Raw genomic sequence first — 25,410 nt, 5'->3', positions numbered from 1 at the left:
CGCTGAGCAGTGTGTTTCCCATCACGGAGTGACCGCAATGCCCAGCCCACTGCGCCCGGAACGACGCCGGTTCCCCCTGCACGTGCACATCAGCGTGATGTTCACCTTTTTGCTGTTGCTCACGGGCGTGGTGCTCGGTCTCTTCAACTATCGCCAGACCACCCAGATCATCTTCGCCAGCAGCGAGAAACTGTTCGACCGCATCGAGCAGGATGTGCGCCTGGACCTGCAGAACACCTATGAGCCGATCCGCCACCTCTTGAGCCTGTTGGCGGACAGCCCCGCAACCCGCACCACCAGCCTCGAAGCCCGCATGGCGCTGCTCAAGCCGTTCAGCCAGGCGCTCACGGACAACCCTGACCTGGCCTCGCTGTACCTGGGTTACGGCAACGGCGATTTCTTCATGGTGCGGCCCCTGCGCACCGACGGGCTTAAGGCCTTGCTCAAGGCGCCGGAGGCGGCCGCCTACCAGGTCTGGAGCATCGAGCGCGACAGCGGCGGCAAGGTCCGCTCGCAATCGCTGTTCGTCGACCGGGCCCTGAACCCGGTCGGCCGCCAGGACAACCCTGACGATCCCTACGACCCCCGCGAACGGGCCTGGTACGTCAGCGCCACGCAGCAGGCCGGGCAGATCACCACCGAGCCCTACGTGTTTTTCTCCACCCGCCACGTCGGCACCACCCTGGCGCGGCGCAGCGGCGGGGACGCCGTGATCGCCGCCGACCTCACGCTGGCGGCGCTCTCGGCGACCTTGAGCAAGCACGTCGTGACGCCTTCCACCCAGGTCGCCCTGTTCGACGCCGCCGGCAACGCCGTGGCCTACCCGGACAGCGCCCGCCTGATCGTCGACGACCGCAGCGCGCGCCTGGCGAAGGCCGCCGACCTGAGCCCGGGCCTGCACGCGCTGCTGAACGGCGGGCAACGGGGCAACCGTCTGGAGGCCGACGGCCGGCAATGGATCGTCGCCCGCAGCCACCTGGCCGAAGGCGGCCCCAATGGCCTGCAACTGGCGTTGCTGGTGCCGGAGGACGAACTGCTGGCCGATGCCTACCGCCTGCGCTGGCAAGGTGCACTGATCACCCTCGCCACGCTTCTGCTGTGCCTGCCGCTGGGCTGGCTGACGTCGCGGATTCTGGTCAAGCCCCTGCATGCGCTGGTCAGGGAGGCCGATGCGATCCGCAGCTTCGATTTCGGCTTCCCCCTGACCCGGCGCTCTCCGGTGCTGGAGGTCGACCAGTTGAGCCTGTCGATGGCGCGCATGAAAGACACGCTGGCCAGCTTCTTCCGCATCACCGACAGCCTGACCGCCGAAACCCGCTTCGCGCCGTTGCTGCAACGGGTGCTGTTCGAGACGGTGCAGATCGCCCAGGCCCAGGGCGGCCTGATTTATCTGCGCGAAAACGACGGCAACCGGATGGAGCCTTCCGGGCTGGTGCTCGACGGGGTCACCCAGCCGCTGGCCAGGTTCGGCATCCTCGGCCGCCAGTTGGACTCGGCCCACAACCCGGCCTGGTTCGCGCAACTGGCCCAAGCCGACAACGTGGTGAGCGACCTGGGGTTCGAGCAGGCCGAAGACCTGCAGAAAGTGCTGCTGGCCATGGCGGCACCGCGGGTGCACCTGATCGGCATCCGCCTGCGCAACCGGCACAACGAGACGGTCGGCCTGCTGGTCCTGCTGGTGAACGACAGCGGCACCGCCGCCGACCGGGAAAAACTGCGGCCCGACCGCATCGCCTTTCTGCAGGCGGTGTCTGGCGCGGCGGCCGTGAGCATCGAAAGCCAGCGTCTGCAGGCGCGCCAGAAACAACTGCTCGACGCCTTCATCCAGTTGCTCGCCAGCGCGATCGACGCCAAGAGCCCCTACACCGGCGGGCACTGCCAGCGCGTGCCGGAGCTGACCCTGATGCTCGCCCACGCCGCCGCGGCGAGCCAAGCGCCGGCGTTCAGCGGGTACCGGCCGAACGAAGACGAGTGGGAAGCGCTGCACATCGCTGCCTGGCTGCACGATTGCGGCAAGGTCACCACGCCCGAATACGTGGTGGACAAGGCCACCAAACTTGAGACCCTGAACGATCGCATCCACGAAATCCGCACCCGCTTCGAGGTGCTCAAGCGCGATGCCTGGATCGCCTATTGGCAAGCCTTGGCCCAGGGCGGCGACGAAGCGCAGCTGGCCGGCCTGCGCGATGCCGCGCTGGCCGGGCTGGATGACGAGTTTGCGTTCGTCGCCCGCTGCAACCTCGGCGCCGAGGCTATGGCCGAAGAAGACCTGGCGCGCCTGGCAAGCATCGCCCGGCGCACCTGGACGCGCACGCTGGATGACCGCCTGGGGGTGTCGTGGGAAGAGAACCGGCGCCAGGAGCGCACGCCGGCGCCGACGCTGCCGGTCAGCGAGCCGCTGCTGGCCGACAAGCCCGAGCACCTGCTCGAACGGTCCGACAGCGAGCTCATCGCCGAAGACAATCCCTGGGGGTTCAAGATGGAAGTGCCGCGCTACAAGTACAACCGCGGCGAACTCTACAACCTGAGCATCCCTCGGGGCACCCTGACCCGCGAAGAACGCTACGTGATCAATCACCACATGGTGCAGACCATCCTGATGCTCAGCCACCTGCCCTTCCCCGGGCACCTGAGCAACATCGCGGAGATCGCCGGCGGCCACCACGAGAAGATGGACGGCACCGGCTACCCGAAACGCCTCAAGCGCGAGGAAATGAGCCTGCCGGCCCGGATGATGGCGATCGCCGACATCTTCGAGGCGCTCACCGCCGCCGACCGGCCCTACAAGAAGGCCAAGAGCCTCAGCGAAGCGCTGGGCATCATGGCCACCATGTGCCGGGAGGCGCACATCGACGCCGACCTGTTCGGGCTGTTCATCGGCGAAGGCATCTACCTGCAATACGCCCGGCGCTTCCTCGATCCCCGGCAGATCGACGCGGTGGATTCCGCCGGCCTGTTGCGCAAGGCCGGCCTGGCGGCCTGATCAGCAGTCGGTCAGGCGCAGGAAAATGTCGGCCAGACGCTCGATGCCGGCCTGATCCGCGACGCCGAAACGCGACAGCTTCGGGCTGTCCAGATCCAGTACGCCGATCAGGCGCCCGTCCTTGACCAGCGGCACCACCAATTCGCTGTTCGACGCGCTGTCGCAGGCGATGTGGCCGGGGAACGCATGGACGTCCTCGACGCGCTGCGTCTGCCGGCTGGCCGCCGCCGTGCCGCACACGCCCCGGCCGAACGGGATCCGCACGCAGGCGATCTGGCCCTGGAACGGGCCGAGCACCAGCTCTTCGTTGCGGTTGAGGTAGAAGCCGGCCCAGTTCAGGTCATCGAGCTGGGTGAACAGGAACGCCGAGAACTGCGCGGCGTTGGCGATGAAATCGCGCTCGTCCGCCAGCAGCGATTCCAGTTGCGCGGCCAACAGGCCGTAGCCTTCAAGACCCTGGCCGCTCTGCTTCAAATCAATCATGCCTTGTGCTCCAACAATTTCAGTCCCACCCAGTAACGGGCGAATTGGTACGCGCAACGTCCGTTGCGGTTGCCGCGGCCGGTGGCCCAGCGCACGGCGAGGATGTCCAGCGCTTCGTCGCGCTGCCAGGCCAGCCCGGCCTTGGCGGCCAGCTGGCCGATCCAGTGCTCGACGACGTTGAGGAAATGTTCCTGGGTGAACGGATAGAACGACAGCCACAGGCCGAAACGGTCCGACAGGGCGATCTTGTCCTCAACCGCTTCGCTGGGGTGCAGTTCGCCTTCGACGCGCTTCCAGTTTTCGTTGTCGCTTTCCTTTTCCGGCACCAGATGGCGACGGTTGGAGGTGGCGTACAGCAGCACGTTGTCCGGCGCCTGCTCCAGGGAGCCGTCCAGCACGCTCTTGAGCACCCGGTAGTCGCCTTCGCCGGCCTCGAACGACAGGTCATCGCAGAACAGCACGAAGCGCTGCGGCAGTTTGGCGATCTGCTCCACCACCCGCGGCAGGTCCGCCAGGTGATCGCGCTCGATCTCGATCAGCCGCAGCCCGGCGCCGGCATGCTCGGCCAACAGCGCCCGCACCAGGGACGACTTGCCGGTGCCGCGCGAACCCCACAGCAGCGCATGGTTGGCGGGCATGCCGTCGAGGAACTGGCGGGTGTTCTGCCCCAGTTGCTCCAGTTGCCGCTCGACCCCGATCAGGTCGGACAGGCGCATGTCGAGGCTGACCTCCAGCGGCAGCAGAAAGCCGCTGCGGCCGTCGCGTTGCCAGCGTGCCGCCAGGCAGGCGCTCCAGTCGATGACGGGGCGCGGCGCCGGCAACAGCGGCTCGATCCGCGCCAGAACCGACTCGGCACGCTCAAGAAAGGCATTCAATCGGGAATCCACGTCTTTTCCTCGGGCTCGTTCACAGAGATGATGACGATGCAGCGATGCGCGTCCTACCACGTTCGACCCCCGCTCCTGACCTTGTCACAAGGCGATTCGGGAACCCCGGTATCCATACATGATCGACTATGCTTGAGCAGCGAAGGGAAACGGAAGTGATTCAACACCCCATGGATATCAAATTCACCCACCGGCTGTCATACAAGCAAGCCAGGCTCACCGTGCTGGTCGGGTTCATTCTGGGCACGCTGCTCAGCCTGCTGCAGATCGGCATCGATTATGCCAGCGAAGACGCCTCCATCAACCGGGAAATCCTGTCGCTGCTGGAAATCAGCCACAACCCGGCGTCGCGCATCGCCTACAACATCGACGCCGAACTGGCCCAGGAGCTCACCCTCGGCCTGCTGCGCTCGCCGGCCATCATCTCCGCGCAGTTGACCGACAACAACGCCAACGTGCTGGCCAGCGTCAAGCGCCCGGAGTTCCAGAGCGGCTACCGGATGGTCAGCGACTTCCTGTTCGGCGCCAAGCGCCGCTTCGAGGACCGTCTCTACCTCGACCACTTGCCCAACGAGTCCCTCGGCACCCTGAGCCTGGAAGTGGACACCTACGCGTTCGGCAGCCGCTTCCTGCGCCGGGCCGAAGTCACCCTGCTCAACGGCTTCGCCCGCAGCCTGATCCTGACCGGTATCCTCTTGGCGCTGTTCTACGTGATGCTGACCAAACCGCTGGTGCGGGTGATCCGCGAGCTCAGCGGCCGCGATCCGCGCAGCGCCCAACCCAAGCCGCTCGAATGCCCGAACGGGCACGGCAACGACGAGATCGGCGTGCTGGTCGAGGTCGCCAACCAGCAGTTCGAGAACATCGCCACGGAGATCCAGCAGCGACGCAACGCGGAGAACCGCCTGACCGACTACCTCGCCCAGCTGGAAGACATCGTCTCGGCCCGCACCGCCGAGCTCAAGGCGATCAACAGCCGGCTCAGCCAGTCCAACCAGGAGCTGGAAGTGGCCCGCAGCACGGCGCTGGACATGGCCGAAGCGCGCTCGGCGTTCCTCGCCAACATGAGCCATGAGATCCGCACGCCGCTCAACGGCCTGCTGGGCATGATCGCCCTGTCCCTCGACGGCCCCCTGAGCGCCGAACAGCAACAACAGCTGTCGATCGCCCACGACTCGGGCAAGGTGCTGGTGGAACTGCTCAACGATATCCTCGACCTGTCGAAGTTCGACGCCGGCCAACTGGAGCTGGAGAACATCCCGTTCGACCTCGGCTCGCTGATCGAGGACACCGCCAACCTGCTGTCGCAGAACGCGGCGCCGAGCGTCGAGCTGACCTGCCTGATCGACCCGCACTTCCCCGCGCTGGTGCTGGGCGACCCGACCCGGGTACGGCAGATCGTCAGCAACCTGCTGTCCAACGCCCTCAAGTTCACCCGCTTCGGCCGGGTCGATGTGCGCCTGACCACCCACAAGGACGGCGTGCGCATCGAAGTCTGCGACACCGGCATCGGCATCGCCCGGGAAGCCCAGGTGAAGATCTTCCAGCCGTTCACCCAGGCCGGCGCCGGCATCACCCGGCAGTTCGGCGGCACCGGTCTGGGCCTGGCGCTCACGCACAACCTGTGCGAAGCCATGCAGGGCCGCCTGACGATCAGTTCCGAAGTCGGTTTCGGCAGCCAGTTCTGCGCCGAACTGCCGCTGCCCTGCCACACCCGCGCCGTGGCGCCGGCGCCGCTGCACGGCAAGGTGCTCGCCATCACGGCCGCCAGCAGCGGTCTGGCGGAGCTGCTGAACAACCTGCTGCCGACCTGGGGCCTGGCGTACGAGCGGCGCTCGATCGAGGATTCGCTGCTGGGCCTCTCGCCGGACGTGCTGATCACGGACTGTCCGGAATGCCTGTTCGGCCTGCGCCCTACTCTCAAAGCCCCGATCCTGCTGGTGACCGCCTACGGCAGCTTCATGCCTTCGGAAGAGGCCGCCGCCCTTGCGCCGCTGCAGCAGCAGGGCCGTCCGTTGGCCCGCAATGCGCTGTACCAGACCCTGCGGCGGATCCTGCAGCCGAACGTCGCCACCCTCGACGAGGCCCGCCTGGAGACCCTGCCGACCCAGCGACGCGGCCGCGTGCTGCTGGTGGAGGACAATCCGGTCAACCAATTGGTGGCCAAAGGCATGCTCGGCAAGCTCGGCTGCGATGTCGTGGTGGCCGCCCATGGCGCCGAGGCGCTGGATCAACTGGAGAACGACGCCTTCGACCTGGTGCTGATGGACTGCAACATGCCGGTGATGGACGGCTACGAGGCGAGCCGGCAGATCCGCCGCAGCGGTCGCTGGCCCCATCTGCCGATCGTGGCCCTGACCGCCAACGCCATGTCCGAGGAGCGCGAGCGCTGCCGGGCGGCGGGGATGAGCGACTATCTGGCCAAACCGTTCCGCCGCGAGGAGCTGGCGGCGCTGCTGGACCAGTGGATACCGACTATGACGCCGCTTTGATCAGGCCCAGCAGTCGGTCGAGGCCGTCGCGCAGTTCGCCGAGCCGGTCCAGGTCGACCCCGCTGTCGCACAGCAACCGCGCCTTGAGCGGCCCGACCTGCTCGCGCAGCGCCTGTCCGGACGGCGTCAGGCTCAGGTGCACCTCGCGCTCGTCCCGTGCCGAACGCCGGCGCTGCACCCACTCCAATTGCTCCAGACGCTTGAGCAGCGGGGTCAGCGTGCCGGAGTCCAGCGCCAGGCGCTCGCCCAGCGCCTTGACGGTCGGCTGTTCGGGCGCCTCGTCCTGCCACTCCCACAGCACCAGCATCACCAGGTACTGCGGGTAGGTCAGGCCGAGCTCATCGAGCATCGGCCGGTAGGCGCGGATCACCGCCCGGGAGGCGGCGTACAGCTTGAAGCACAACTGGGTGTCGAGCTTCAGCGCGTCGGCGGGCAAGTCGGTCATTTGAGCAGGTCTTCGATCTCGCGGCGCAGGTCCTGCGGCTTGGTGGCCGGGGCGAAGCGCTTGACCAGGCTGCCGTCCTTGCCGATCAGGAACTTGGTGAAGTTCCATTTGATGCCTTGGGAGCCCAGCACCCCCGGCGCACGCTTCTTGAGCTGCACGAACAACGGGTGCGCAGCGGCGCCGTTGACGTCGATCTTCTTGAACAGCGGGAAACTGACGCCGTAGTTCAGCTCGCAGAACTCGCTGATCGCGCCTTCGTTGCCCGGTTCCTGCTTGCCGAACTGGTTGCACGGGAACCCCAGCACCACCAGGCCGCGATCCCTGTAGCTCTGCCAGAGTTCCTCCAGCCCTTTGTACTGCGGGGTGAACCCGCACTTGCTGGCGGTGTTCACCACCAGCACCGCCTTGCCGGCGAAATCGGCGAGGGTCTTCTGCTCGCCCTTGATGGTGGTGCACGGGATGTTCAGCAGGCTGTCGCTCATGGTGCGCACTCTTGGAAGTTAAGGAGCCGTAAAAATAGCGACCAATTAAATTGCGTGCAATTTAATTTACCGAACGGCGACCCGTGGATCGCCGGCGACACCTACCCGCGCGGCACCAGATCCAGGCACACCGAGTTGATGCAGTAACGCAGCCCGGTGGGCGGCGGGCCGTCGGGGAACACATGGCCCAGATGCGCGTCGCACCGGGCGCACTTCACTTCGGTGCGGATCATGCCGTGGCTCAGGTCGCGGATCTCGATCATGGCGCTTTCGCCGATCGGCGCGTAGAAACTCGGCCAGCCGCAACCGGAGTCGAACTTGGTCTGCGAATCGAACAGCGGCTCGTTGCAGCACACGCAATGGTAGACGCCATCGGTCTTGGTGGCGTTGTACTTGCCGGAGAACGGGCGCTCGGTGGCGCTCAGCCGGCACACGTTGAACTGCTCAGGATCGAGCATCGCACGCCATTCCTCCAGGGTTTTTTCGATCTTTTCCATCATCACACCTCAGCGGCTGAAAAAGCCCGATCTGTACCTTTTCCACGGATCGGGCGGCACGTATGATTGCGCCTCGTCACACGCCAGTCTGGCAGCGGGTTCCTGCGCATTCAAACGAATTCCGGAAACCGCCGCCCAGAATGCCTTCCTGTGCGAAGACGCAGGAATCCCAGCCCGGTTGTCCACCCGCCGCCTGGATCGTTCATTTTCGGGATCACATCGCCATGCAGTTCAGCAAATCGAACAAGCTCGCCAACGTCTGCTACGACATTCGCGGCCCGGTGCTCAAGCACGCCAAACGCCTGGAAGAGGAAGGCCACCGCATCCTCAAGCTGAACATCGGCAACCCGGCGCCCTTTGGTTTCGAAGCGCCGGACGAAATCCTCCAGGATGTGATCCGCAACCTGCCGACCGCCCAGGGCTACAGCGACTCCAAAGGCCTGTTCAGCGCGCGCAAGGCCGTCATGCAGTACTACCAGCAGAAGCAGGTCGAAGGCGTCGGCATCGAAGACATCTACCTGGGCAACGGCGTGTCCGAGCTCATCGTGATGTCGCTGCAGGCGCTGCTCAACAACGGCGACGAAGTGCTGGTGCCGGCGCCGGACTACCCGCTGTGGACCGCCGCCGTGAGCCTGGCCGGCGGCAACGCGGTGCATTACCTGTGCGACGAGGGCGCCGACTGGTTCCCGGACCTGGCCGACATCAAGGCCAAGATCACCCCGAACACCAAGGCGATGGTGATCATCAACCCGAACAACCCCACCGGCGCGGTGTATTCGAAGGAAGTGCTGCTGGGCATGCTCGAACTGGCCCGTCAGCACAACCTGGTGGTGTTCTCCGACGAGATCTACGACAAGATCCTCTACGACGACGCCGTGCACATCTGCACCGCTTCGCTGGCGCCGGACCTTTTGTGCCTGACCTTCAACGGTCTGTCCAAGTCGTACCGCGTGGCCGGTTTCCGCTCCGGCTGGATCGCCATTTCCGGGCCGAAACACAACGCTCACAGCTACATCGAAGGCATCGACATGCTGGCCAACATGCGCCTGTGCGCCAACGTGCCGAGCCAGCACGCCATCCAGACCGCCCTGGGCGGCTACCAGAGCATCAACGACCTGGTGCTGCCGCAAGGCCGCCTGCTGGAGCAGCGCAACCGCACCTGGGAACTGCTCAACGACATTCCGGGCGTCAGCTGCGTCAAGCCGATGGGCGCGCTCTACGCGTTCCCCAAGATCGACCCGAAGGTCTGCCCGATCCACAACGACGAGAAGTTCGTCCTCGACCTGCTGCTGTCCGAAAAGCTGCTGGTGGTGCAAGGCACGGCGTTCAACTGGCCGTGGCCTGACCACTTCCGCGTCGTCACCTTGCCGCGGGTCGATGACCTGGACATGGCCATCGGCCGGATCGGCAACTTCCTCAAATCCTACCGCCAGTGACCGGCGGTCCGCTGCGCAACGCGCCGAACGTTGCGCACTGACGGATTCAGCAACACTTCTGCGTCACCCGCCCCGAAACAGCTTCTAGACTTGCGATGCGCACCGGCCATACACGGCCGGTGCCGCGTCGGCGGGTGGCCGTCGTCCGACGCCCCGGTGCCGACGGATGACGGAAAACGCGGCGAACGTCACGGAATCCGCTGTAGGACACAGTTTGAAATAGTCACCCGGTTGAATCGCCAGGTGCCGCACCTTATATACCCCGCAGTACGCTACATCTTTAGCTTGAGGAGATTTCTACAACCATGATGCGCATCCTGCTGTTCTTGGCCACTAACCTGGCGGTCGTGCTGATAGCCAGCATCACCCTGAGCCTGTTCGGCTTCAACGGGTTCATGGCGGCCAACGGGGTTGACCTCAACCTCAATCAGCTGCTGGTCTTCTGTGCCGTCTTTGGTTTCGCCGGCTCCCTGTTCTCGCTGTTCATCTCCAAGTGGATGGCGAAGATGAGCACCGGCACCCAGATCATCAGCCAGCCGCGCACCCGGCACGAGCAATGGCTGCTGCAAACCGTCGAGCAACTGTCCCGGGAAGCCGGGATCAAGATGCCCGAAGTCGGGATCTTCCCGGCCTACGAGGCCAACGCCTTCGCCACCGGCTGGAACAAGAACGACGCACTGGTGGCCGTCAGCCAGGGCCTGCTGGAGCGCTTTTCGCCCGATGAAGTGAAGGCCGTGCTGGCCCACGAGATCGGCCACGTCGCCAACGGCGACATGGTCACCCTGGCGCTGATCCAGGGCGTGGTGAACACCTTCGTGATGTTCTTCGCCCGGATCATCGGCAACTTCGTCGACAAGGTCATCTTCAAGAACGAAGAAGGCCAGGGCATCGCCTACTACGTGGCGACCATCTTCGCCGAACTGGTGCTGGGCATCCTGGCCAGCGCGATCGTGATGTGGTTCTCGCGCAAGCGCGAATACCGTGCCGACGAAGCCGGCGCACGCCTGGCCGGCACCAGCGCGATGATCGGCGCCCTGCAACGCCTGCGCGCCGAACAGGGCCTGCCGGTGCACATGCCCGACACCCTGAACGCGTTCGGCATCAACGGCGGCATCAAGCAGGGCCTGGCCCGCATGTTCATGAGCCACCCGCCGCTGGAAGAACGCATCGACGCCCTGCGCCGTCGCGGTTGATTTCCACGCAACAACAGAAAGGCCCGCAGCGATGCGGGCCTTTTTTTTGATACGGTTCATTGGCGTGACCGAACCGGTTTCCTCGTCGAGCCGCGGCCCTGGGCCTGTCCGCTTTCACATGCTTTCTGGTCGACAGATAAAGGCTCGCAGGCTGTAAGGCCGCCATCGCCAGCAGGCTGGCTCCCACAGAGGCGCAAGCGCAGACCGGATCCCCCGATTCCCTCAAGAAATCGAAAGACCGGAAACCCGATACACCCGCTCCTCAAGCCGCGTCACCCCGGCCTGCACAAACTTCCAGCTGTCCCCCAGCACGTCCTGCTCCTCCAGCATCCGCACCTGCCACGCGGCACCCAAAAGGCGCTGCACTTCAGCGTCCGCCACCGCAAACGGCGGCCCGGGCATCTGCGCCTGGTCGTAATCCAGCGTGATCAGCAACCCATGCAGGTCCGTAGGCAGAATGACCTGCAGATGCGCCGCATAGCGTTCACGCATCGGCGCAGGCAAGGCAATCAGCGCCGCCCGGTCATACAGCGCGGCGCAGTCCGCCACGTCCTCCGCCGTCAAGGCAAAGAAGTCCCCGCACATCAACTCAATCGCACCGGCCCGGTAGACCTTGAAGGCGCCCTCCTCGCTGACCTGGGGCTGCAACCGCTGCTCGCCGAAAAAGTCCTCGACGGCCTTCTGCGACAACTCCACGCCCAAGACCCGGTGACCGCGCCCGGCCAGCCACAGCAAGTCGAGGCTCTTGCCGCACAAGGGCACCAGCACACGCGCCTGCTGCGGCACGGGCAAACCCGGCCAATGCCGCTGCAGATACGGGTTCACCTGCGACAGATGAAAACCGATCTGATTGGATTCCCACTTCTTGTGCCAAAACTCGGGCTGCATGGATCACTCCCAAAAAATCGATAAAAACGCGTTAAAACTTATATTAGATTTAGATCAATGATCTGAATGAAGATGAGCCCATCTTAACGCTCAGGAACCCCTTCATGTTTCCAAGCCTGTTCATTTCGCACGGCTCGCCCATGCTCGCGCTCGAGCCCGGTGCCAGCGGCCCCGCCCTCGCGCGACTGGCCGCCGATATGCCTCGGCCCAAGGCCATCGTCATCGTTTCCGCCCATTGGGAAAGCCATGAACTGCTGGTCGGCAGCCACCCGCAGCCAGAGACCTGGCATGACTTCGGCGGCTTCCCCCGTGCCCTGTTCGAGGTGCAGTACCCGGCACCGGGCCATCCGCAACTGGCCGGCGAAGTCGCCGAACGGCTGACCGCCAACGGCCTGCCCGCCCGCCTCGACCCGCAACGTCCGTTCGACCATGGCGTGTGGGTGCCGCTGTCGCTGATGTATCCGCAGGCCGACATACCGATCGTGCAGGTGTCGTTGCCCACCCGCGGCGGCCCGGCGCTGCAGACCCGGGTCGGCCAGGCGCTGGCCGGCCTGCGCGCAGAAGGCATCCTGCTGATCGGCTCCGGCAGCATTACCCACAACCTGCGCGAACTGGACTGGCATGCCGGCCCGGACAGCGTCGAACCCTGGGCCCGTGACTTCCGCGACTGGATGATCGACCGACTGGTGGCGGACGACGAGACCGCGCTGCACGACTACCGCCGGCAAGCACCGAATGCGGTGCGCAGCCACCCCAGCGACGAACACCTGCTGCCGCTGTACTTCGCCCGTGGCGCCGCAGGCAAGTTCAGCGTTGCCCATCAGGGCTTCACCATGGGCGCACTGGGCATGGACATCTACCGCTTCGACTGACCGCCCTTCGCGAGCAGGCTCGCGCCTACAGAGGTTCGGGGTGCACGCAGACCCGAACCGCAGGCAAAAAAAAATCCCCGAACCGGTCGGGGATTTTTTTCGCTCGATCAATCAGCCCGCAGGCCGATCAATCTTCGCGGTAGCGACGCAGTTTCAGCTGCTTGCCTGCAACGCGAGTGTCCTTCAGCTTGGCCAGGAGACGATCCAGGCCTTCTTCCGGCAGCTCGACGAGGCTGAAGCTGTCACGCACCTGGATGCGACCGATGGCGTCACGTGCCAGGCCACCTTCGTTGAGGATGGCACCCAGCAGGTTCTTGGCCGCGATACCGTCACGCGCGCCCAGCGCGGTACGGCAACGGGCACGGCCTTCGCCCAGCGGCATCGGCGCACGGCGCTCGCGGTCACCGCGATCCGGACGCTCGCCACGGTCAGGGCGCTCGCCGCGCGGTGCGCTGTTCGGCACCAGCGGACGCTCCTTCTCGATGGCTGCCAGGTTCAGCGCCTGACCGTTGGTGGCCTTGCGCAGCAGGGCGGCAGCGAGGGCACGCGGGCTGCAACCGATGTCGGCGGTCAGACGATCCAGCAGATCGCCGTGAGTCGCTTCGGCATCGGCCACCAGCGGCGCCAGGCTGTTGGTCAGCTTCTTGATGCGAGCATCGAGAATCGCCGGGGCGTCCGGCAGGCGCACTTCGGCCACTTTCTGGCCGGTCACACGCTCGATCACCTGCAGCATGCGGCGCTCGCGCGGCGTCACCAGCAGCAGCGCCCGGCCTTCGCGACCGGCACGGCCGGTACGGCCGATACGGTGCACGTAGGATTCCGGATCGTACGGCATGTCCACGTTGAACACGTGGGTGATGCGCGGCACGTCCAGGCCACGGGCGGCGACGTCGGTGGCGACGACGATGTCCAGGCGGCCGTCCTTGAGCGAGTCGATCACGCGCTCACGTTGGTTCTGGGCGATGTCGCCGTTCAGCGCCGCGGCCTTGTAGCCTTTGGCGTCGAGGGCGCTGGCCAGATCCAGGGTCGCTTGCTTGGTGCGCACGAACATGATCAGGGCGTCGAAGTCTTCCACTTCCAGCAGGCTGAGAACGGCGGAAGTCTTCTGGTCGGCGTGAACCAGCAGGTGGGCCTGCTCGATCGCGGTGACGGTCTGGGTCTTGCTCTGGATCTTGACGTGCTTCGGATCCTTGAGGTGACGCTCGGCGATCGCACGGATCGACTGCGGCAAGGTGGCCGAGAACAGTACGGTCTGGCGGGATTCAGGCATGGCCTTGAAGATGACTTCGAGGTCGTCCATGAAGCCCAGTTTGAGCATTTCGTCCGCTTCGTCGAGAACCAGGTGGTTCACGGTGGCGAGGACTTTTTCGTCGCGACGCAGGTGGTCGCACAGACGGCCCGGGGTGGCGACAACGATTTGTGCGCCGTTCCGGATGGCTTTCAGTTGCGGGCCCATCGGCGCACCGCCGTAGACGGCCACAACAGTCACGCCCGGCATTTGCTTGGCGTAGGTTTCGAAAGCGGTTGCTACTTGCAGCGCCAACTCGCGGGTTGGGGCCAGGATCAGAGCTTGCGGCTCGCGCTTGGACGGATCGATGCGGTGCAGGATAGGCAGGGCAAAGGCAGCGGTCTTGCCGGTGCCGGTTTGCGCCTGGCCAATCATATCGTGACCGGCGAGGATGATCGGGATCGACTGCTGCTGAATGGCCGAAGGCTCTTCATAGCCGGTGGCGACTACTGCAGCGACAATATTGGGATGAAGTTCAAGAGCGGCGAAGCCGCCGATTTCCTGGGTCATGGGTCTGCCTCAAAGTGCATCCGCAAAGACCCATGCTCCAAAGCTGCACATGCCGTGTTGAGACTCAAGAGTCGCCCTGGCAGCTTTGTCGGCGGGGATTTGCGAAAACGAATGGATGGAAAAAAGAGTCGTCAGGAAGAGCCCGCAATGCGGACGAGCAACCGAATCTGACTTCGGGAATGCGCTACCTGGACGAGGCCCTGTTAAAGGCCGGCGCGCACTATACCGGAATTTGCCCAAAAGTGGAGCTTTTTTTGTCGGCCCGACAGGTTTGTCACCGCGATGTAACGGGGTTTTGCGGATAATCCGGCGAAGGTCTATTTTTCCAAAGGCCCGGCCCTGCGGGCGATGACGCTTAAACGATTCATCTACCTGCGGCACGTGGTCGCTGCCCCTCATTTTCCCGTCCGAGGAAATCCCCATGAATCAGCCCGCCGCCGGTCGCGTCAGCCGTGAACGACTCGGACATGTGTACCTGATCGGCCTGGACCGCGCCGCCAAGCGCAATGCCTTCGACCTGGACCTGCTCAATGACCTGAGCCTGGCCTATGGCGAATTCGAGGCCGACAGCGACGCCAGGGTCGCAGTGGTGTTCGGTCACGGCGAGCATTTCACCGCCGGGCTCGACCTGGTCAACGCCAGTGCCACCCTCGCCCAAGGCTGGCAGGTGCCCAGCGGCGGTTGCGACCCGTGGGGCGTGTTCGCCGGCCCCAGGGTCAGCAAACCGGTGATCGTCGCGGCCCAAGGCTACTGCCTGACCATCGGCATCGAGTTGATGCTCGCCGCCGACATCAATCTGTGCGCGAGCAACACCCGGTTCGCCCAGATGGAAGTCCAGCGCGGGATCTTTCCGTTCGGCGGTGCGACGTTGCGCTTTCATCAGGTGGCCGGCTGGGGCAACGCGATGCGCTGGCTGCTGACCGGCGACGAGTTCGATGCCCATGAGGCGTTGCGCCTGGGGCTGGTGCAGGAAGTCATGGCCAGCGAAGACTTGTTGCCCCGGGCCGTCGAACTGGCCGAGCGGATTGCCCGCCAGGCGCCTTTAGGGGTGCAGGCGACGCTGATGTCGGCGCGCCAGGCCCGTTATGAAGGCGAGACGGCGGCGGCCCAAGGATTGCCGCCGCTGGTGAAGAAACTGCTGGCCAGCGAGGATGCACGGGAAGGCGTGCGGTCTTTGGTGGAGCGGCGGGCCGGGGTCTTCAGAGGGGTCTGATAACGCGGCGCCTGTAGATCCGTCATCGCCAGCAGGCTGGCTCCCACAGGGGATCGCGTTTCACGGCCGGGGCCAGCCTGCCCGTGAAGGGACCGCGGCATCCCGCAGGGCTAGGTCGCCGGACGAATCGCGTTGATCAACGACTGCAGCGAATAACCCAGCCTCGGCAACAGCGCTTCGGCCCGTGCGGTCAGCGCCGGCAAGTCCAGTTCCTGCTCAAGGTCCGCCGGGACGATCAGGATCACGTTGCCCTCCTTCACCGGCAGTTCCCAGTAATGCCGGTGATAGAGGCCGCGCAGCAACGCCGCGCCCAACGGCTTGCCGTCATCGGTGGCCCACTGGTTGATCACCAGCCAGCCGCCGGGATTCAGGCGCTTCTGGCAGTCGCCGAGGAAATTCCAGGCCAGGTGCCCGGCGCCGGGGCCCACGTCGGTGTACAGGTCGACGAAGATCAGATCCGCCGGCTCTGCGGTCGGCAACAGTTCAAGGGCATCGCCCACGCGGATGTACAGGCGCGGATCGTCGTCCAGCCCCAGGTATTCGATGGCCAGGCGCGGCACGTCCGGGCGCAACTCGATGGCCTCGACGTCTTCCAGCGGCAAGAACTTCAGGCAGGCCTGGGTCAGCGTCCCCGCGCCCAGCCCCAGAAACAGCGCACTCTCCGGCTGCTCGTGGCACAAGGCGCCGATCAGCATCGCCCGGGTGTAGTCGTACTCCAGCCAGCTCGGGTCGGCGGTGAACACGCAGCTCTGCTCGATGGCGTCGCCGAACTCCAGAAAGCGGTAATCGGCCACTTCCAGCACGCGGATCACGCCAAACTCGTCCTGCACTTCGGCGAGCAACCGCTCGACGCGCTCCTCAGTCATTTCATCTCCTGACGGTCACCGGGCGCGGTGACGCGATGGCACCCGTGCGGCGCCGTGGCAAAGCGGCGATTGTCGGCCAATCGGCAGGAGCAGGTCACGCACTAATTGCTGCTACCATGGGCGTCCGTGCGTAGACCCCTAGAGACCGTGATGAGCCAACCCTGGAGCCCTGACAGCTGGCGCGCCCTGCCGATCCAGCAACAACCCCGCTACCCCGACGCCGCGCACCTGCGCCAGGTCGAGCAGACCCTGGCCAGCTATCCGCCGCTGGTGTTCGCCGGCGAGGCCCGCGAATTGCGCCGCCAGTTCGCCGAGGTCACCCAGGGCCGGGCGTTCCTGCTCCAGGGCGGCGACTGCGCCGAAAGCTTCGCCGAGTTCTCGGCGGCGAAGATCCGCGACACCTTCAAGGTGCTGTTGCAGATGGCGGTGGTCATGACCTTCGCCGCCGGCTGCCCGGTGGTGAAGGTCGGGCGCATGGCCGGCCAGTTCGCCAAGCCCCGCTCGGCCAACGACGAGACTATCGACGGCGTGACCCTGCCGGCCTACCGCGGCGACATCGTCAATGGCATCGGCTTCGACGCCGCCAGCCGTGTGCCGGATCCCGAGCGCCTGCTGCAGTCCTATCACCAGTCCACCGCGACCCTCAACCTGCTGCGCGCGTTCGCCCAGGGCGGCTTCGCCGACCTGCACCAGGTGCACAAGTGGAACCTGGACTTCATCGCCAATTCGGCGCTGACCGAAAAATACAGCCACCTGGCCGACCGCATCGACGAGACCCTGGCCTTCATGCGCGCCTGCGGCATGGACAGTTCGCCGCAACTGCGCGAAACCAGTTTCTTCACCGCCCACGAGGCGCTGCTGCTGAACTACGAAGAAGCCTTCGTGCGCCGCGACAGCCTGACCAACGACTATTACGACTGCTCGGCGCACATGCTGTGGATCGGCGACCGCACCCGTCAGCTCGACGGTGCCCACGTCGAGTTCCTGCGCGGGGTGAACAACCCGATCGGGGTCAAGGTCGGCCCGAGCATGGATCCGAACGACCTGATCCGCCTGATCGACGTGCTCAACCCGGACAACGATCCGGGCCGCCTGAACCTGATCGCCCGCATGGGCGCGAACAAGGTCGGCGACCACCTGCCGGCGCTGATCCGCGCCGTCCAGCGTGAGGGCAAGCAGGTGCTGTGGAGCTCCGACCCGATGCACGGCAACACGATCAAGGCCAGCAGCGGCTACAAGACCCGCGACTTCGCGCAGATCCTCGGCGAGGTGAAACAGTTCTTCCAGGTGCACCAGGCCGAAGGCAGCTACGCCGGCGGCATCCACATCGAGATGACCGGGCAGAACGTGACCGAGTGCATCGGCGGTGCACGGCCGATCACCGAGGACGGGCTGTCGGACCGCTACCACACGCATTGCGATCCGCGGATGAATGCCGACCAGTCGCTGGAGCTGGCGTTCCTGATCGCCGAGACGCTGAAGCAGGTGCGCCGGTAAGGGCGAATCGCTCCGATCGCCAACAAGCTGGCCCCTACAGGGGTTCTGTGTCGCGCGCACACCTCATGTGGGAGCCGGTCTGCTGGCGATGGCGTCGGCTGAAGCACCTTCAACCTGTGCCAATGCCTGCCGCAACCTGCCGGCACTCTCCCGCCGGCAATTGAGCTGCACCCGCTCAAGCCCCAGCCAACCCGCCAGCGCCTTCAGGTTCAGCGCCAAGGCCTGCATCCCCGCCTCATCCAGACCGCTTTCCTCTTCGTGCACCGCATGCACCGCCAACTGCCCCTGCGCCCGCTCCGCCCGCAGGTCCACACGCGCCGCGATCCGCTCATCGTGCAGGAACGGCAACACGTAGTAGCCATAGACCCGCTTGTGCGGCGGCGTGTAGATCTCCAGCCGATAGCGGAAACCGAACAGGCGCTCGGTGCGGCTGCGTTCCCAGATCAACGAATCGAACGGCGACAGCAGCGCGGCGGCGGCGACCTTGCGCGGGATCCTGGGCTCGGGTAGGCAATAGGCGGTTTGCCGCCAGCCCTCGACTGCGCAGGTGAGCAGTTGTCCGGCCTCGACCAGTTCCGCCAGGCGCGGTCGGGCGTCCCCCGGATTCAGACGGAAGTAATCGCGCAAGTCCTTCTCCGTCGCGACCCCCAGCGCCTGGGCGGCGTGCAGCAGCAAGCCCCGTTGCGCCTCGGCTTCATCCGGCAGCGGCTGCTGCAGCACCGACCCCGGAATCACCCGCTCCGGCAAGTCATACAGGCGCTCGAAGCCACGCCGGCCGGCGACGGTGACTTCACCCGCCGCGAACAGCCACTCCAGCGCGTGCTTTTCGGCGCTCCAGTCCCACCAAGGGCCGGCCTTTTCCTGGCGGGTCGACAGGCTGCCCGCCCCCAGGGCGCCCTGCTCTTGAACCGAGGCCAACACCCGTCGGATCGTGTCCTGCTGCTCACGCCCGAAGCGCGCCAACTGCTGATAGATGTCCTCGCCGCGCCGGGCCCGCTGCATACGCCAGCCCATCAACGGGTACATCGACAGCGGCAGCAACGAGGCTTCATGCCCCCAGTATTCGAACAGCGTACGGCGACGCCCCGAACTCCAGGCGGCCTGGTCGAGCAAATCGGCGGAATAGGAACCGAGGCGGGAAAACAGCGGCAAGTAGTGCGAACGCACCACCGCGTTGACGGAATCGATCTGCAGCAGGCCCAGCCGTTCGATCAGCCGGTTGAGGTGCTGCGCCTTGACGGCCGGCGGCTGGCGCCCGTGGAATCCTTGGGCGGCCAGCGCCAAGCGTCGAGCCTGTTTGAGGGAAAAGGACAGTGTCGCGGGCATGAACGTCTCCTTGTCTGCTCGCAACCTACCTCACCTGAAAGTGGTTTGTGTAGCGTCCCCCGAGTCACCGTCATCATTTGTGCATCGGGTCGTCCCAGAACGGCCGCACCGCTTCATGCTCGACATCGGCACGGCTGACGCCGATGTCCTTCAGCGCTTCGTCGCTCAGGCCGGCGAGCAGCTCGCGCTCGCGGTGCAGCTCGTACCAGCGGCTGAACTTGTGCAGCAGATCGGAAACGAGATGGCCGGACACTTTTTCGTCAGTTACATATTCGCTTTGACCTTTCATCGTGTTGCCCTCCTTTAGGGATGGCTTCAGTCTCGCCCCGGGTCTACGATCAATCCAACGAATGTTTCTGATGGCATGCATCTCGGAGATTGATGAATGTCCGCCTACCCCAGTATCGATACCGATGTCCTGCGCACCTTCGTCGCGATTGCCGATCAGGGTGGCTTCACCCGCGCCGGCGAAATGGTCAACCGCACCCAGTCGGCGGTGAGCATGCAGATGAAGCGCCTGGAGGAAGACGTGCTGCAGCGCCAGCTGTTCGAGCGCGACGGCCGCCAGGTGCGCCTGACCGCCGAGGGCCAGGTACTGCTGGGCTACGCCCGGCGCATCCTCAAGCTGCACAGCGAAGTGTTCAACACCCTGCGCGAGCCGCACATGGTCGGCACCGTGCGCATCGGCACTCCGGATGACTACGTGATGCGTTTCCTGCCGGGGATCCTGTCGCGCTTCGCTCAGTTCTATCCGCTGATCCAGATCGAGGTGCACTGCGAATCGACCAAGCAGTTGCTGCAGCGCACCGACCTCGACCTGTCGATCGTCACCCGCGAGCCGGGCAGCGAGATCGGCCAGTTGCTGCGCAAGGAACGCTTCGTCTGGGCCGAAGCGCAGAACTTCAGCGCCCACGAACAGACACCCCTGCCGCTGGCGATGTTCAACAGCGACTGTTTCTGCCGCCTCTGGGCCTGCAACGCGCTGGACGCCATGGGCCGCGAATACCGCATCGCCTACAACAGCACCAGCCTGTCGGCGCTGATGGCGGTGGTGAGCGCGGGGCTGGCCATCACCGCGCAGCTGGAAAGCCTGATCACCCCGGACATGCGCATCCTCGGCGCCGACGAAGACCTGCCGCTGCTGCCGGAGGCCAGCATCATGCTGATCCGCAACCTCAACAACCCGTCGCCGATCACCGAGTGCCTGGCCGAGCACATCGTCGAAGGCTTCAAACTTTAAGGGCGAGCATCACCGCGCTCAGTACCAGGAAACCGCAGAACAGCCCGCGCAGCAGCTTTTCCGGCATCGCGTGGGCGATGCGCACGCCCCAGCTGATGCTCAACAACCCGCCCGCTGCCAGCGGCAGGCCGATCATCCAGTCCACTTCCCGGTGCACCGCGTAGGTCACCAGCGTGACCCCGGTGCTGGGCAGCGCCAACGCCAGTGACAAGCCCTGGGCGACCACCTGGGTGGTGCCGAACAGGCTGGTCAGCACCGGCGTCGCCACCACCGCCCCGCCCACGCCGAACAGGCCGCCCATGGTGCCGGAGGCCGCGCCGAGCACGCCCAGCCATGGCCATGAATAACGCATCTCAGATGTCGTCGCCGCCTTGCCGCCGAACATGCGCAGCACGTTGTAGGCCGACAGCGCCACCAGGAACGCCACAAAACCGATGCGCATGGTCTGCGCGTCGATCCGCACCGCCCAGACCGATCCGATCCAGGCAAAGCAGAATCCCATCACCGCCAGCGGCAGCGCGTGATGCAGTTCGATGCGGTTGCGCTGGTGATAGCGCCACAGCGCCAGCATCACGTTGGGCACCACCATCACCAGGGCCGTGCCTTGGGCCAATTGCTGATCGAGCCCGAACCAGGCGCCGAGCAAAGGAATGGCGATCAGGCCGCCACCGATCCCGAACACGCCGCCCAGTGTGCCGAGGGCGGCGCCAAACAGCAGGTACAGCAGAAACTCGATCACAGCAGTACTCCTCTTACGTCATGGGGGTCATCCTACGCAGTCGGTGCTAGCTCGGAAACGCACAGCAACGCACAATGGCTGTGCCAAATTCGCAAAGGCAACGACCTTTCATGAACCCCAATCAATTGACCGAACAGCTCGGCCTGTTCCTCGACGTGCTGGAAAGCGGCAGCTTTTCGGCAGCGTCCCGGCGTCATCCGCTGACACCTTCGGCCGTGGCGCGGCGCATCGACAGCCTGGAATCGGCGGTGGGCAGCCAACTGTTCATCCGTAGCACCCACGCCGTGCGCGCCACGCCGGCCGGGCTGGCGTTCGCCGAGCGGGCGCGGCGGATCGTCGCCGAACTGCGCCTGGCCCGGGCCGAGGCCGTGTCCCTGAGCAGCGCGCCGGAAGGCCTGATCCGGGTCGATGCCCCGGCGGCGTTCGGCCGCCGGCACCTGGCGCCGGTGATCGCCGATTTCCTGGTGCTGTACCCGGGCCTGGACGTTCAGTTGCACCTGATCGACAGTTTCGTCGACATGCACGGCTCGAACCTGGGCAAGGTCGATCTGGTGCTGCGCGCCGGGCAACTGGCCGACACCCGGCTGGTCGCCACGCCCCTGGCGAGCATGATGCGCATCGCCTGCGCCAGCCCCGACTACCTGAAACGCCGGGGCATGCCGGCCGACCCCGCGCAACTGAGCGACCATGACGGCCTGGACTGGGACGGCCTCGCCCCGCCCTTCGCCTGGCGCTTCGAACACGAGGGGAAAATGCAGCTGCACCGGCCGGGCCGGATCCGCATGAGCGCCAACAACGCCGAGGCACTGGTGTGCGGCGCCCTGGCCGGCCTCGGCATCGCCCACCTGCCGACCTGGCTGGCCAGCGAATACCTGCTGCGCGGCGAGCTGCTGCCGCTGTTCTGCGAACACGGTCTGCCCAAACCGGAACCCGCCGTCATCTACGCCTTGCGTCTGGCACAGCAGGCCAGCTCACGCAGCCGCCTGTTGCTGGAGTACCTCAAGACCCGCTTCAGCCCGGTGCCGCCCTGGGATCTGGCGCTGCAACGGGAGCTGGGCCGGCACTGACCGATGCCGCGCCCGGCCAGAATTGTGTGGCGCATTAAAGGTTCGGGCGCTAGATTCATCCGATCACCGATCAAGGCTTTGACATGAACACCGACCGCAACACCGACCTCTGCGAAGACCTGCTGCTGGACAACCAGGCCTGCTTCGCCCTGCATTCCACTTCGCTGATGATGACCAAGGTCTACAAGCCTTTGCTGCAAGCGCTCGGCCTGACCTACCCGCAATACCTGGCGATGATGGTGCTGTGGGAAAAGGACGGCTTGACCGTCGGGGAAATCAGCGCACGCCTGCTGACCGATCCGGGCTCGCTGACCCCGCTGCTCAAGCGCCTGGAAGGCGAAGGCCTGCTCAGCCGCACCCGCAGCCGGGAAGACGAACGGGTGGTGATCGTCGAACTGACCGAGCAGGGCCGCGCCCTCCACGAGCAGGCCCGCACCATTCCGCAGTGCATCCTCGGCGCCAGCGGCTTTTCGCTGGAGCGCCTGCAGCACCTGCAGGCCGAACTGCAGGCGCTGCGCAGCCACCTGCAAGACAGCCTGAGCTGAATCCCCCCTTCCCCCTGTAGGAGCGAGCCTGCTCGCGATAGCGGTTGGACATTCAGCCTTTGCGTGACTGAACCACCGCCATCGCGAGCAGGCTCGCTCCTACAGGGGCTGCGTGTCACCTGCCTGCGCAAAATATTTTTGCCTCCTGTCTAGCCATAAAAATCCTTTCACATCAAAAACTTACGCCACATAAGCGGTGTATTTCCGTTGCTCGCGTCAGCCTTTTCGAAAAATTTATCTTGCGCACTAAATATTAGAGCGATACATTCACCTCGTACTTACTTAACGCGCAAACAATTAGCGCGACAAACACACCTCAAGAGGCTCACACCATGCAAACTCTCTACACCGCAATCGCAACCTCCACCGGCGGCCGTGACGGTCGTGCGATCTCCAGCGACAACATCCTCGACGTCAGGCTGGCCACCCCGAAAGAACTCGGCGGTGCCGGCGGCGCGGCCACCAACCCTGAGCAACTGTTCGCCGCCGGCTACTCGGCGTGCTTCATCGGCGCCCTGAAATTCGTCGCCGGCCAGACCAAACGCAAGATCCCGGACAACGCCTCGATTACCGCCCATGTCGGCATCGGCCAGATCCCAGGCGGGTTCGGTCTGGACATCGACCTGCACATCAGCCTGCCGGGCCTGGAACAGGCCGACGCGCAAAGCCTGGTCGACGCGGCCCACCAGGTCTGCCCGTACTCCAACGCCACCCGCGGCAACGTCGACGTACGCCTGCACGTCACCGTGTAACCCTCGACACCCAAGGCCCGAACACAGGAAATGAACATGAACGCTTTGAGCAAAGTCTTGACCGGCACCCTTCTCGCCCTGTCCGTCCACAGCGCGTTCGCCGGTGATGTCGAACACAACACCCAGGCGTTCCTCGATGCGCTGAACGCCGGCAACGGCAAGCCGATGGAACAGATGACGCCGAAAGAGGCCCGCGCCGTGCTGGTGGGCGCCCAGGCCGGCGTCAAGCTGACGCTGCCGGCGGCCGATGTCAGCCAGAAGACCATCCAGGTCGACGGCCAGCCGCTGAGCCTGACCATCGTCCGCCCGGCCGGGGTCAAGGGTGAGCTGCCGGTGTTCATGTTCTTCCACGGCGGCGGCTGGGTATTGGGGGACTTCCCGACCCACGAACGCCTGGTGCGCGACCTGGTGGCCGGTTCGGGTGCGGCGGCGGTGTTCGTCAACTACACCCCTTCGCCGGAAGCGCATTACCCGGTGGCGATCAACCAGGCCTACGCCGCCACGAAATGGGTGGCCGAGCACGGGAAAGAGATCAACGTCGACGGCAAGCGCCTGGCCGTGGCCGGCAACAGCGTCGGCGGCAACATGGCGGCCGTGGTCGCGCTGATGGCCAAGGACAAGGGCACTCCGGCCATCCGCTTCCAGGCGCTGCTGTGGCCGGTGACCGACGCCAGCTTCGACACCGGTTCCTACAGCCAGTACGCCGAGGGGCACTTCCTCACCCGCAACATGATGAAGTGGTTCTGGGACAATTACACCACCGACGCCAAGCAGCGCAACGAGATCTACGCCTCGCCGCTGCGGGCCACTACCGCGCAACTCAAAGGCCTGCCGCCTGCGTTGGTGCAGACCGCCAGCGCCGACGTGCTGCGTGACGAAGGCGAGGCCTACGCCCGCAAACTGGACGAGGCCGGTGTGCCGGTGACGGCCGTGCGCTACAACGGCCTGATCCACGACTACGGTTTGCTCAACGTGGTCAGCCAGGTGCCGGCGGTGCGCTCGGCGATGCTTCAGGCTTCGCAGGAACTCAAGCAACACTTGAAGTGAAGCTGTAGGAACAGGCCCGCTCCCGCAGGGCACAAAAAAACCCGACTCGATGGTCGGGTTTTTTTGTGCGACACGACAGCAGAATTACTTCTTGCTGCGACCCTTGAAGGAGTTGTCGCGGGTGTCGATATCGATCCACTCGTCGATTTCGATGAAGTCAGCAACCTGGATCTCGGTGCCGTTCTTCAGTTTGGCAGGCTTCATCACCTTGCCCGAGGTGTCGCCGCGAGCGGCGTTCTCGGTGTAGACGACCTGACGGCTGATGGTGGTCGGCAATTCTACCGATACCAGACGGCCTTCGAAGAACACGGCTTCGCAGACGTCTTCCATGCCTTCTTCGATGTACGGCAGCACGCTTTCGATGTCTTCGGCGTTCAGCTCGTACATGGTGTAGTCGGTGGTGTCCATGAACGTGTAGGAGTCACCGCTGATGAAGGACAGGGTGGCTTCTTTGCGGTCCAGGATCACGTCGTCCAGTTTGTCGTCCGCACCGTAAACGGTTTCGGTCTTGTAACCGGTCAGCAGGTTCTTCAGCTTGGTCTTCATGATCGCGCTGTTACGGCCCGACTTGGTGAATTCAGTTTTCTGAACCAGCCAAGGATCGTTGTCGATACGGAGCACGGTACCGGGTTTGAGTTCTTTACCAGTTTTCATTGCGAATA

23 protein-coding genes and 1 pseudogene are annotated in these 25,410 nt (G+C 65.0%); 12 read left to right on the top strand and 12 right to left on the bottom strand.

The genetic code is table 11. The annotated features are described in order from the left end of the window. The first annotated feature begins 37 nt into the window (after positions 1-37). On the top strand, positions 38-2,983 hold the full coding sequence (locus CAG29_RS22005) for an HD domain-containing phosphohydrolase (RefSeq protein WP_085695136.1): 2,946 nt from the start codon (positions 38-40) through the stop codon (positions 2,981-2,983). Here CAG29_RS22005 and CAG29_RS22000 read toward each other — a convergent pair whose 3' ends face one another. Both CAG29_RS22000 and CAG29_RS21995 read right to left on the bottom strand, forming a co-directional pair. Then, positions 2,984-3,466, bottom strand: a complete 483-nt coding sequence (locus CAG29_RS22000) for a GAF domain-containing protein (RefSeq protein WP_085577961.1) — start codon at positions 3,464-3,466, stop codon at positions 2,984-2,986. Next, positions 3,463-4,353: an ATP-binding protein gene (locus CAG29_RS21995; RefSeq protein WP_085577962.1), complete on the bottom strand. Its 891-nt coding sequence runs from the start codon at positions 4,351-4,353 to the stop codon at positions 3,463-3,465. Before CAG29_RS21995 ends, CAG29_RS22000 begins: the two co-directional genes overlap by 4 nt. 170 nt (positions 4,354-4,523) lie before the next feature. On the opposite strand from CAG29_RS21995, the gene CAG29_RS21990 reads away from it, so the two are divergent. Beyond that, positions 4,524-6,845, top strand: coding sequence for a response regulator (locus tag CAG29_RS21990; RefSeq protein ID WP_085577963.1), 2,322 nt, complete (start codon positions 4,524-4,526; stop codon positions 6,843-6,845). On the opposite strand, the gene CAG29_RS21985 is transcribed toward CAG29_RS21990, so the two are convergent. The 3 genes from CAG29_RS21985 to msrB all read right to left on the bottom strand — a co-directional run bounded on the left by CAG29_RS21985 (position 6,829) and on the right by msrB (position 8,269). Next, positions 6,829-7,290 carry a MarR family winged helix-turn-helix transcriptional regulator gene (locus CAG29_RS21985; protein WP_085577964.1) on the bottom strand — a complete coding sequence of 154 codons (462 nt, stop codon included), beginning with the start codon at positions 7,288-7,290 and terminating at the stop codon, positions 6,829-6,831. The genes CAG29_RS21990 and CAG29_RS21985 overlap by 17 nt on opposite strands. Next, positions 7,287-7,772, bottom strand: a complete 486-nt coding sequence (locus CAG29_RS21980) for a glutathione peroxidase (RefSeq protein ID WP_085577965.1) — start codon at positions 7,770-7,772, stop codon at positions 7,287-7,289. The genes CAG29_RS21985 and CAG29_RS21980 overlap by 4 nt, the downstream gene beginning before the upstream one ends. Positions 7,773-7,873: 101 nt before the next feature. Further along, the gene (gene msrB / locus CAG29_RS21975) at positions 7,874-8,269 is read right to left on the bottom strand and encodes a peptide-methionine (R)-S-oxide reductase MsrB (protein ID WP_085656881.1); all 396 of its coding nucleotides are present in this window, start codon (positions 8,267-8,269) and stop codon (positions 7,874-7,876) included. Between the two features lie 224 nt (positions 8,270-8,493). On the opposite strand from msrB, the gene CAG29_RS21970 reads away from it, so the two are divergent. Then, entirely contained in the window at positions 8,494-9,705 is a 1,212-nt protein-coding gene (locus CAG29_RS21970) for a pyridoxal phosphate-dependent aminotransferase (protein WP_007955711.1), read from the top strand. A gap of 305 nt (positions 9,706-10,010) precedes the next feature. After that, positions 10,011-10,898: a protease HtpX gene (gene htpX / locus CAG29_RS21965; protein WP_085577966.1), complete on the top strand. Its 888-nt coding sequence runs from the start codon at positions 10,011-10,013 to the stop codon at positions 10,896-10,898. A gap of 222 nt (positions 10,899-11,120) precedes the next feature. Here the strand turns inward: htpX and CAG29_RS21960 are convergent, their stop codons facing one another. Next, on the bottom strand, positions 11,121-11,786 hold the full coding sequence (locus CAG29_RS21960) for a thiopurine S-methyltransferase (RefSeq protein ID WP_085577967.1): 666 nt from the start codon (positions 11,784-11,786) through the stop codon (positions 11,121-11,123). A gap of 104 nt (positions 11,787-11,890) precedes the next feature. Between CAG29_RS21960 and CAG29_RS21955 the strand changes: the two genes are divergently transcribed. Continuing rightward, complete coding sequence (locus CAG29_RS21955; RefSeq protein ID WP_085577968.1) at positions 11,891-12,658, top strand: class III extradiol ring-cleavage dioxygenase; 768 nt, start codon at positions 11,891-11,893, stop codon at positions 12,656-12,658. Positions 12,659-12,785: 127 nt separating this feature from the next. On the opposite strand, the pseudogene CAG29_RS21950 reads toward CAG29_RS21955, so the two are convergent. Then, positions 12,786-14,490 (bottom strand): annotated as a pseudogene (locus CAG29_RS21950) (DEAD/DEAH box helicase). A 387-nt stretch (positions 14,491-14,877) separates the two neighbouring features. Here CAG29_RS21950 and CAG29_RS21940 point away from each other — a divergent pair. After that, the gene (locus tag CAG29_RS21940; RefSeq protein ID WP_085640468.1) at positions 14,878-15,669 is read left to right on the top strand and encodes a crotonase/enoyl-CoA hydratase family protein; all 792 of its coding nucleotides are present in this window, start codon (positions 14,878-14,880) and stop codon (positions 15,667-15,669) included. Positions 15,670-15,779: 110 nt separating this feature from the next. Here CAG29_RS21940 and CAG29_RS21935 read toward each other — a convergent pair whose 3' ends face one another. Then, on the bottom strand, positions 15,780-16,535 hold the full coding sequence (locus CAG29_RS21935) for a spermidine synthase (protein ID WP_085629829.1): 756 nt from the start codon (positions 16,533-16,535) through the stop codon (positions 15,780-15,782). A gap of 150 nt (positions 16,536-16,685) precedes the next feature. Between CAG29_RS21935 and CAG29_RS21930 the strand changes: the two genes are divergently transcribed. Next, on the top strand, positions 16,686-18,032 hold the full coding sequence (locus CAG29_RS21930; protein ID WP_085640470.1) for a class II 3-deoxy-7-phosphoheptulonate synthase: 1,347 nt from the start codon (positions 16,686-16,688) through the stop codon (positions 18,030-18,032). Between the two features lie 63 nt (positions 18,033-18,095). Here CAG29_RS21930 and CAG29_RS21925 read toward each other — a convergent pair whose 3' ends face one another. Beyond that, a complete protein-coding gene (locus tag CAG29_RS21925) occupies positions 18,096-19,358 on the bottom strand; it encodes a winged helix-turn-helix domain-containing protein (protein ID WP_085656860.1) in 1,263 nt (420 codons plus the stop codon). A gap of 73 nt (positions 19,359-19,431) precedes the next feature. Beyond that, the gene (locus tag CAG29_RS21920; protein WP_085577974.1) at positions 19,432-19,647 is read right to left on the bottom strand and encodes a DUF1127 domain-containing protein; all 216 of its coding nucleotides are present in this window, start codon (positions 19,645-19,647) and stop codon (positions 19,432-19,434) included. A 96-nt stretch (positions 19,648-19,743) separates the two neighbouring features. Here CAG29_RS21920 and CAG29_RS21915 point away from each other — a divergent pair, with 96 nt between their 5' ends. Continuing rightward, the gene (locus CAG29_RS21915; protein WP_085577975.1) at positions 19,744-20,598 is read left to right on the top strand and encodes a LysR substrate-binding domain-containing protein; all 855 of its coding nucleotides are present in this window, start codon (positions 19,744-19,746) and stop codon (positions 20,596-20,598) included. On the opposite strand, the gene CAG29_RS21910 is transcribed toward CAG29_RS21915, so the two are convergent. Continuing rightward, complete coding sequence (locus CAG29_RS21910) at positions 20,588-21,337, bottom strand: sulfite exporter TauE/SafE family protein (protein ID WP_085577976.1); 750 nt, start codon at positions 21,335-21,337, stop codon at positions 20,588-20,590. The two genes, CAG29_RS21915 and CAG29_RS21910, sit on opposite strands and share 11 nt — an antisense overlap. Positions 21,338-21,447: 110 nt before the next feature. Here CAG29_RS21910 and CAG29_RS21905 point away from each other — a divergent pair, with 110 nt between their 5' ends. The 4 genes from CAG29_RS21905 to CAG29_RS21890 all read left to right on the top strand — a co-directional run bounded on the left by CAG29_RS21905 (position 21,448) and on the right by CAG29_RS21890 (position 24,748). Next, entirely contained in the window at positions 21,448-22,404 is a 957-nt protein-coding gene (locus CAG29_RS21905; RefSeq protein ID WP_085629825.1) for a LysR family transcriptional regulator, read from the top strand. A gap of 83 nt (positions 22,405-22,487) precedes the next feature. After that, positions 22,488-22,949, top strand: a complete 462-nt coding sequence (locus CAG29_RS21900; protein WP_085577978.1) for a MarR family winged helix-turn-helix transcriptional regulator — start codon at positions 22,488-22,490, stop codon at positions 22,947-22,949. Positions 22,950-23,281: 332 nt separating this feature from the next. Continuing rightward, a complete protein-coding gene (locus CAG29_RS21895; RefSeq protein WP_085695135.1) occupies positions 23,282-23,701 on the top strand; it encodes an organic hydroperoxide resistance protein in 420 nt (139 codons plus the stop codon). 36 nt (positions 23,702-23,737) lie between these two features. Next, complete coding sequence (locus CAG29_RS21890; protein WP_085629821.1) at positions 23,738-24,748, top strand: alpha/beta hydrolase; 1,011 nt, start codon at positions 23,738-23,740, stop codon at positions 24,746-24,748. Between the two features lie 84 nt (positions 24,749-24,832). On the opposite strand, the gene efp is transcribed toward CAG29_RS21890, so the two are convergent. Continuing rightward, positions 24,833-25,402: an elongation factor P gene (gene efp / locus CAG29_RS21885; RefSeq protein ID WP_085577981.1), complete on the bottom strand. Its 570-nt coding sequence runs from the start codon at positions 25,400-25,402 to the stop codon at positions 24,833-24,835. Positions 25,403-25,410 lie beyond the last annotated feature (8 nt).

Origin of the sequence: Pseudomonas sp. B7(2017) (genome assembly GCF_002112745.1) — a bacterium.
GTDB lineage: Bacteria > Pseudomonadota > Gammaproteobacteria > Pseudomonadales > Pseudomonadaceae > Aquipseudomonas > Aquipseudomonas ekonensis.
The sequence above is the reverse complement of the archived record's forward strand: the minus strand, read 5'-3'. Positions and strand labels throughout refer to the sequence as shown.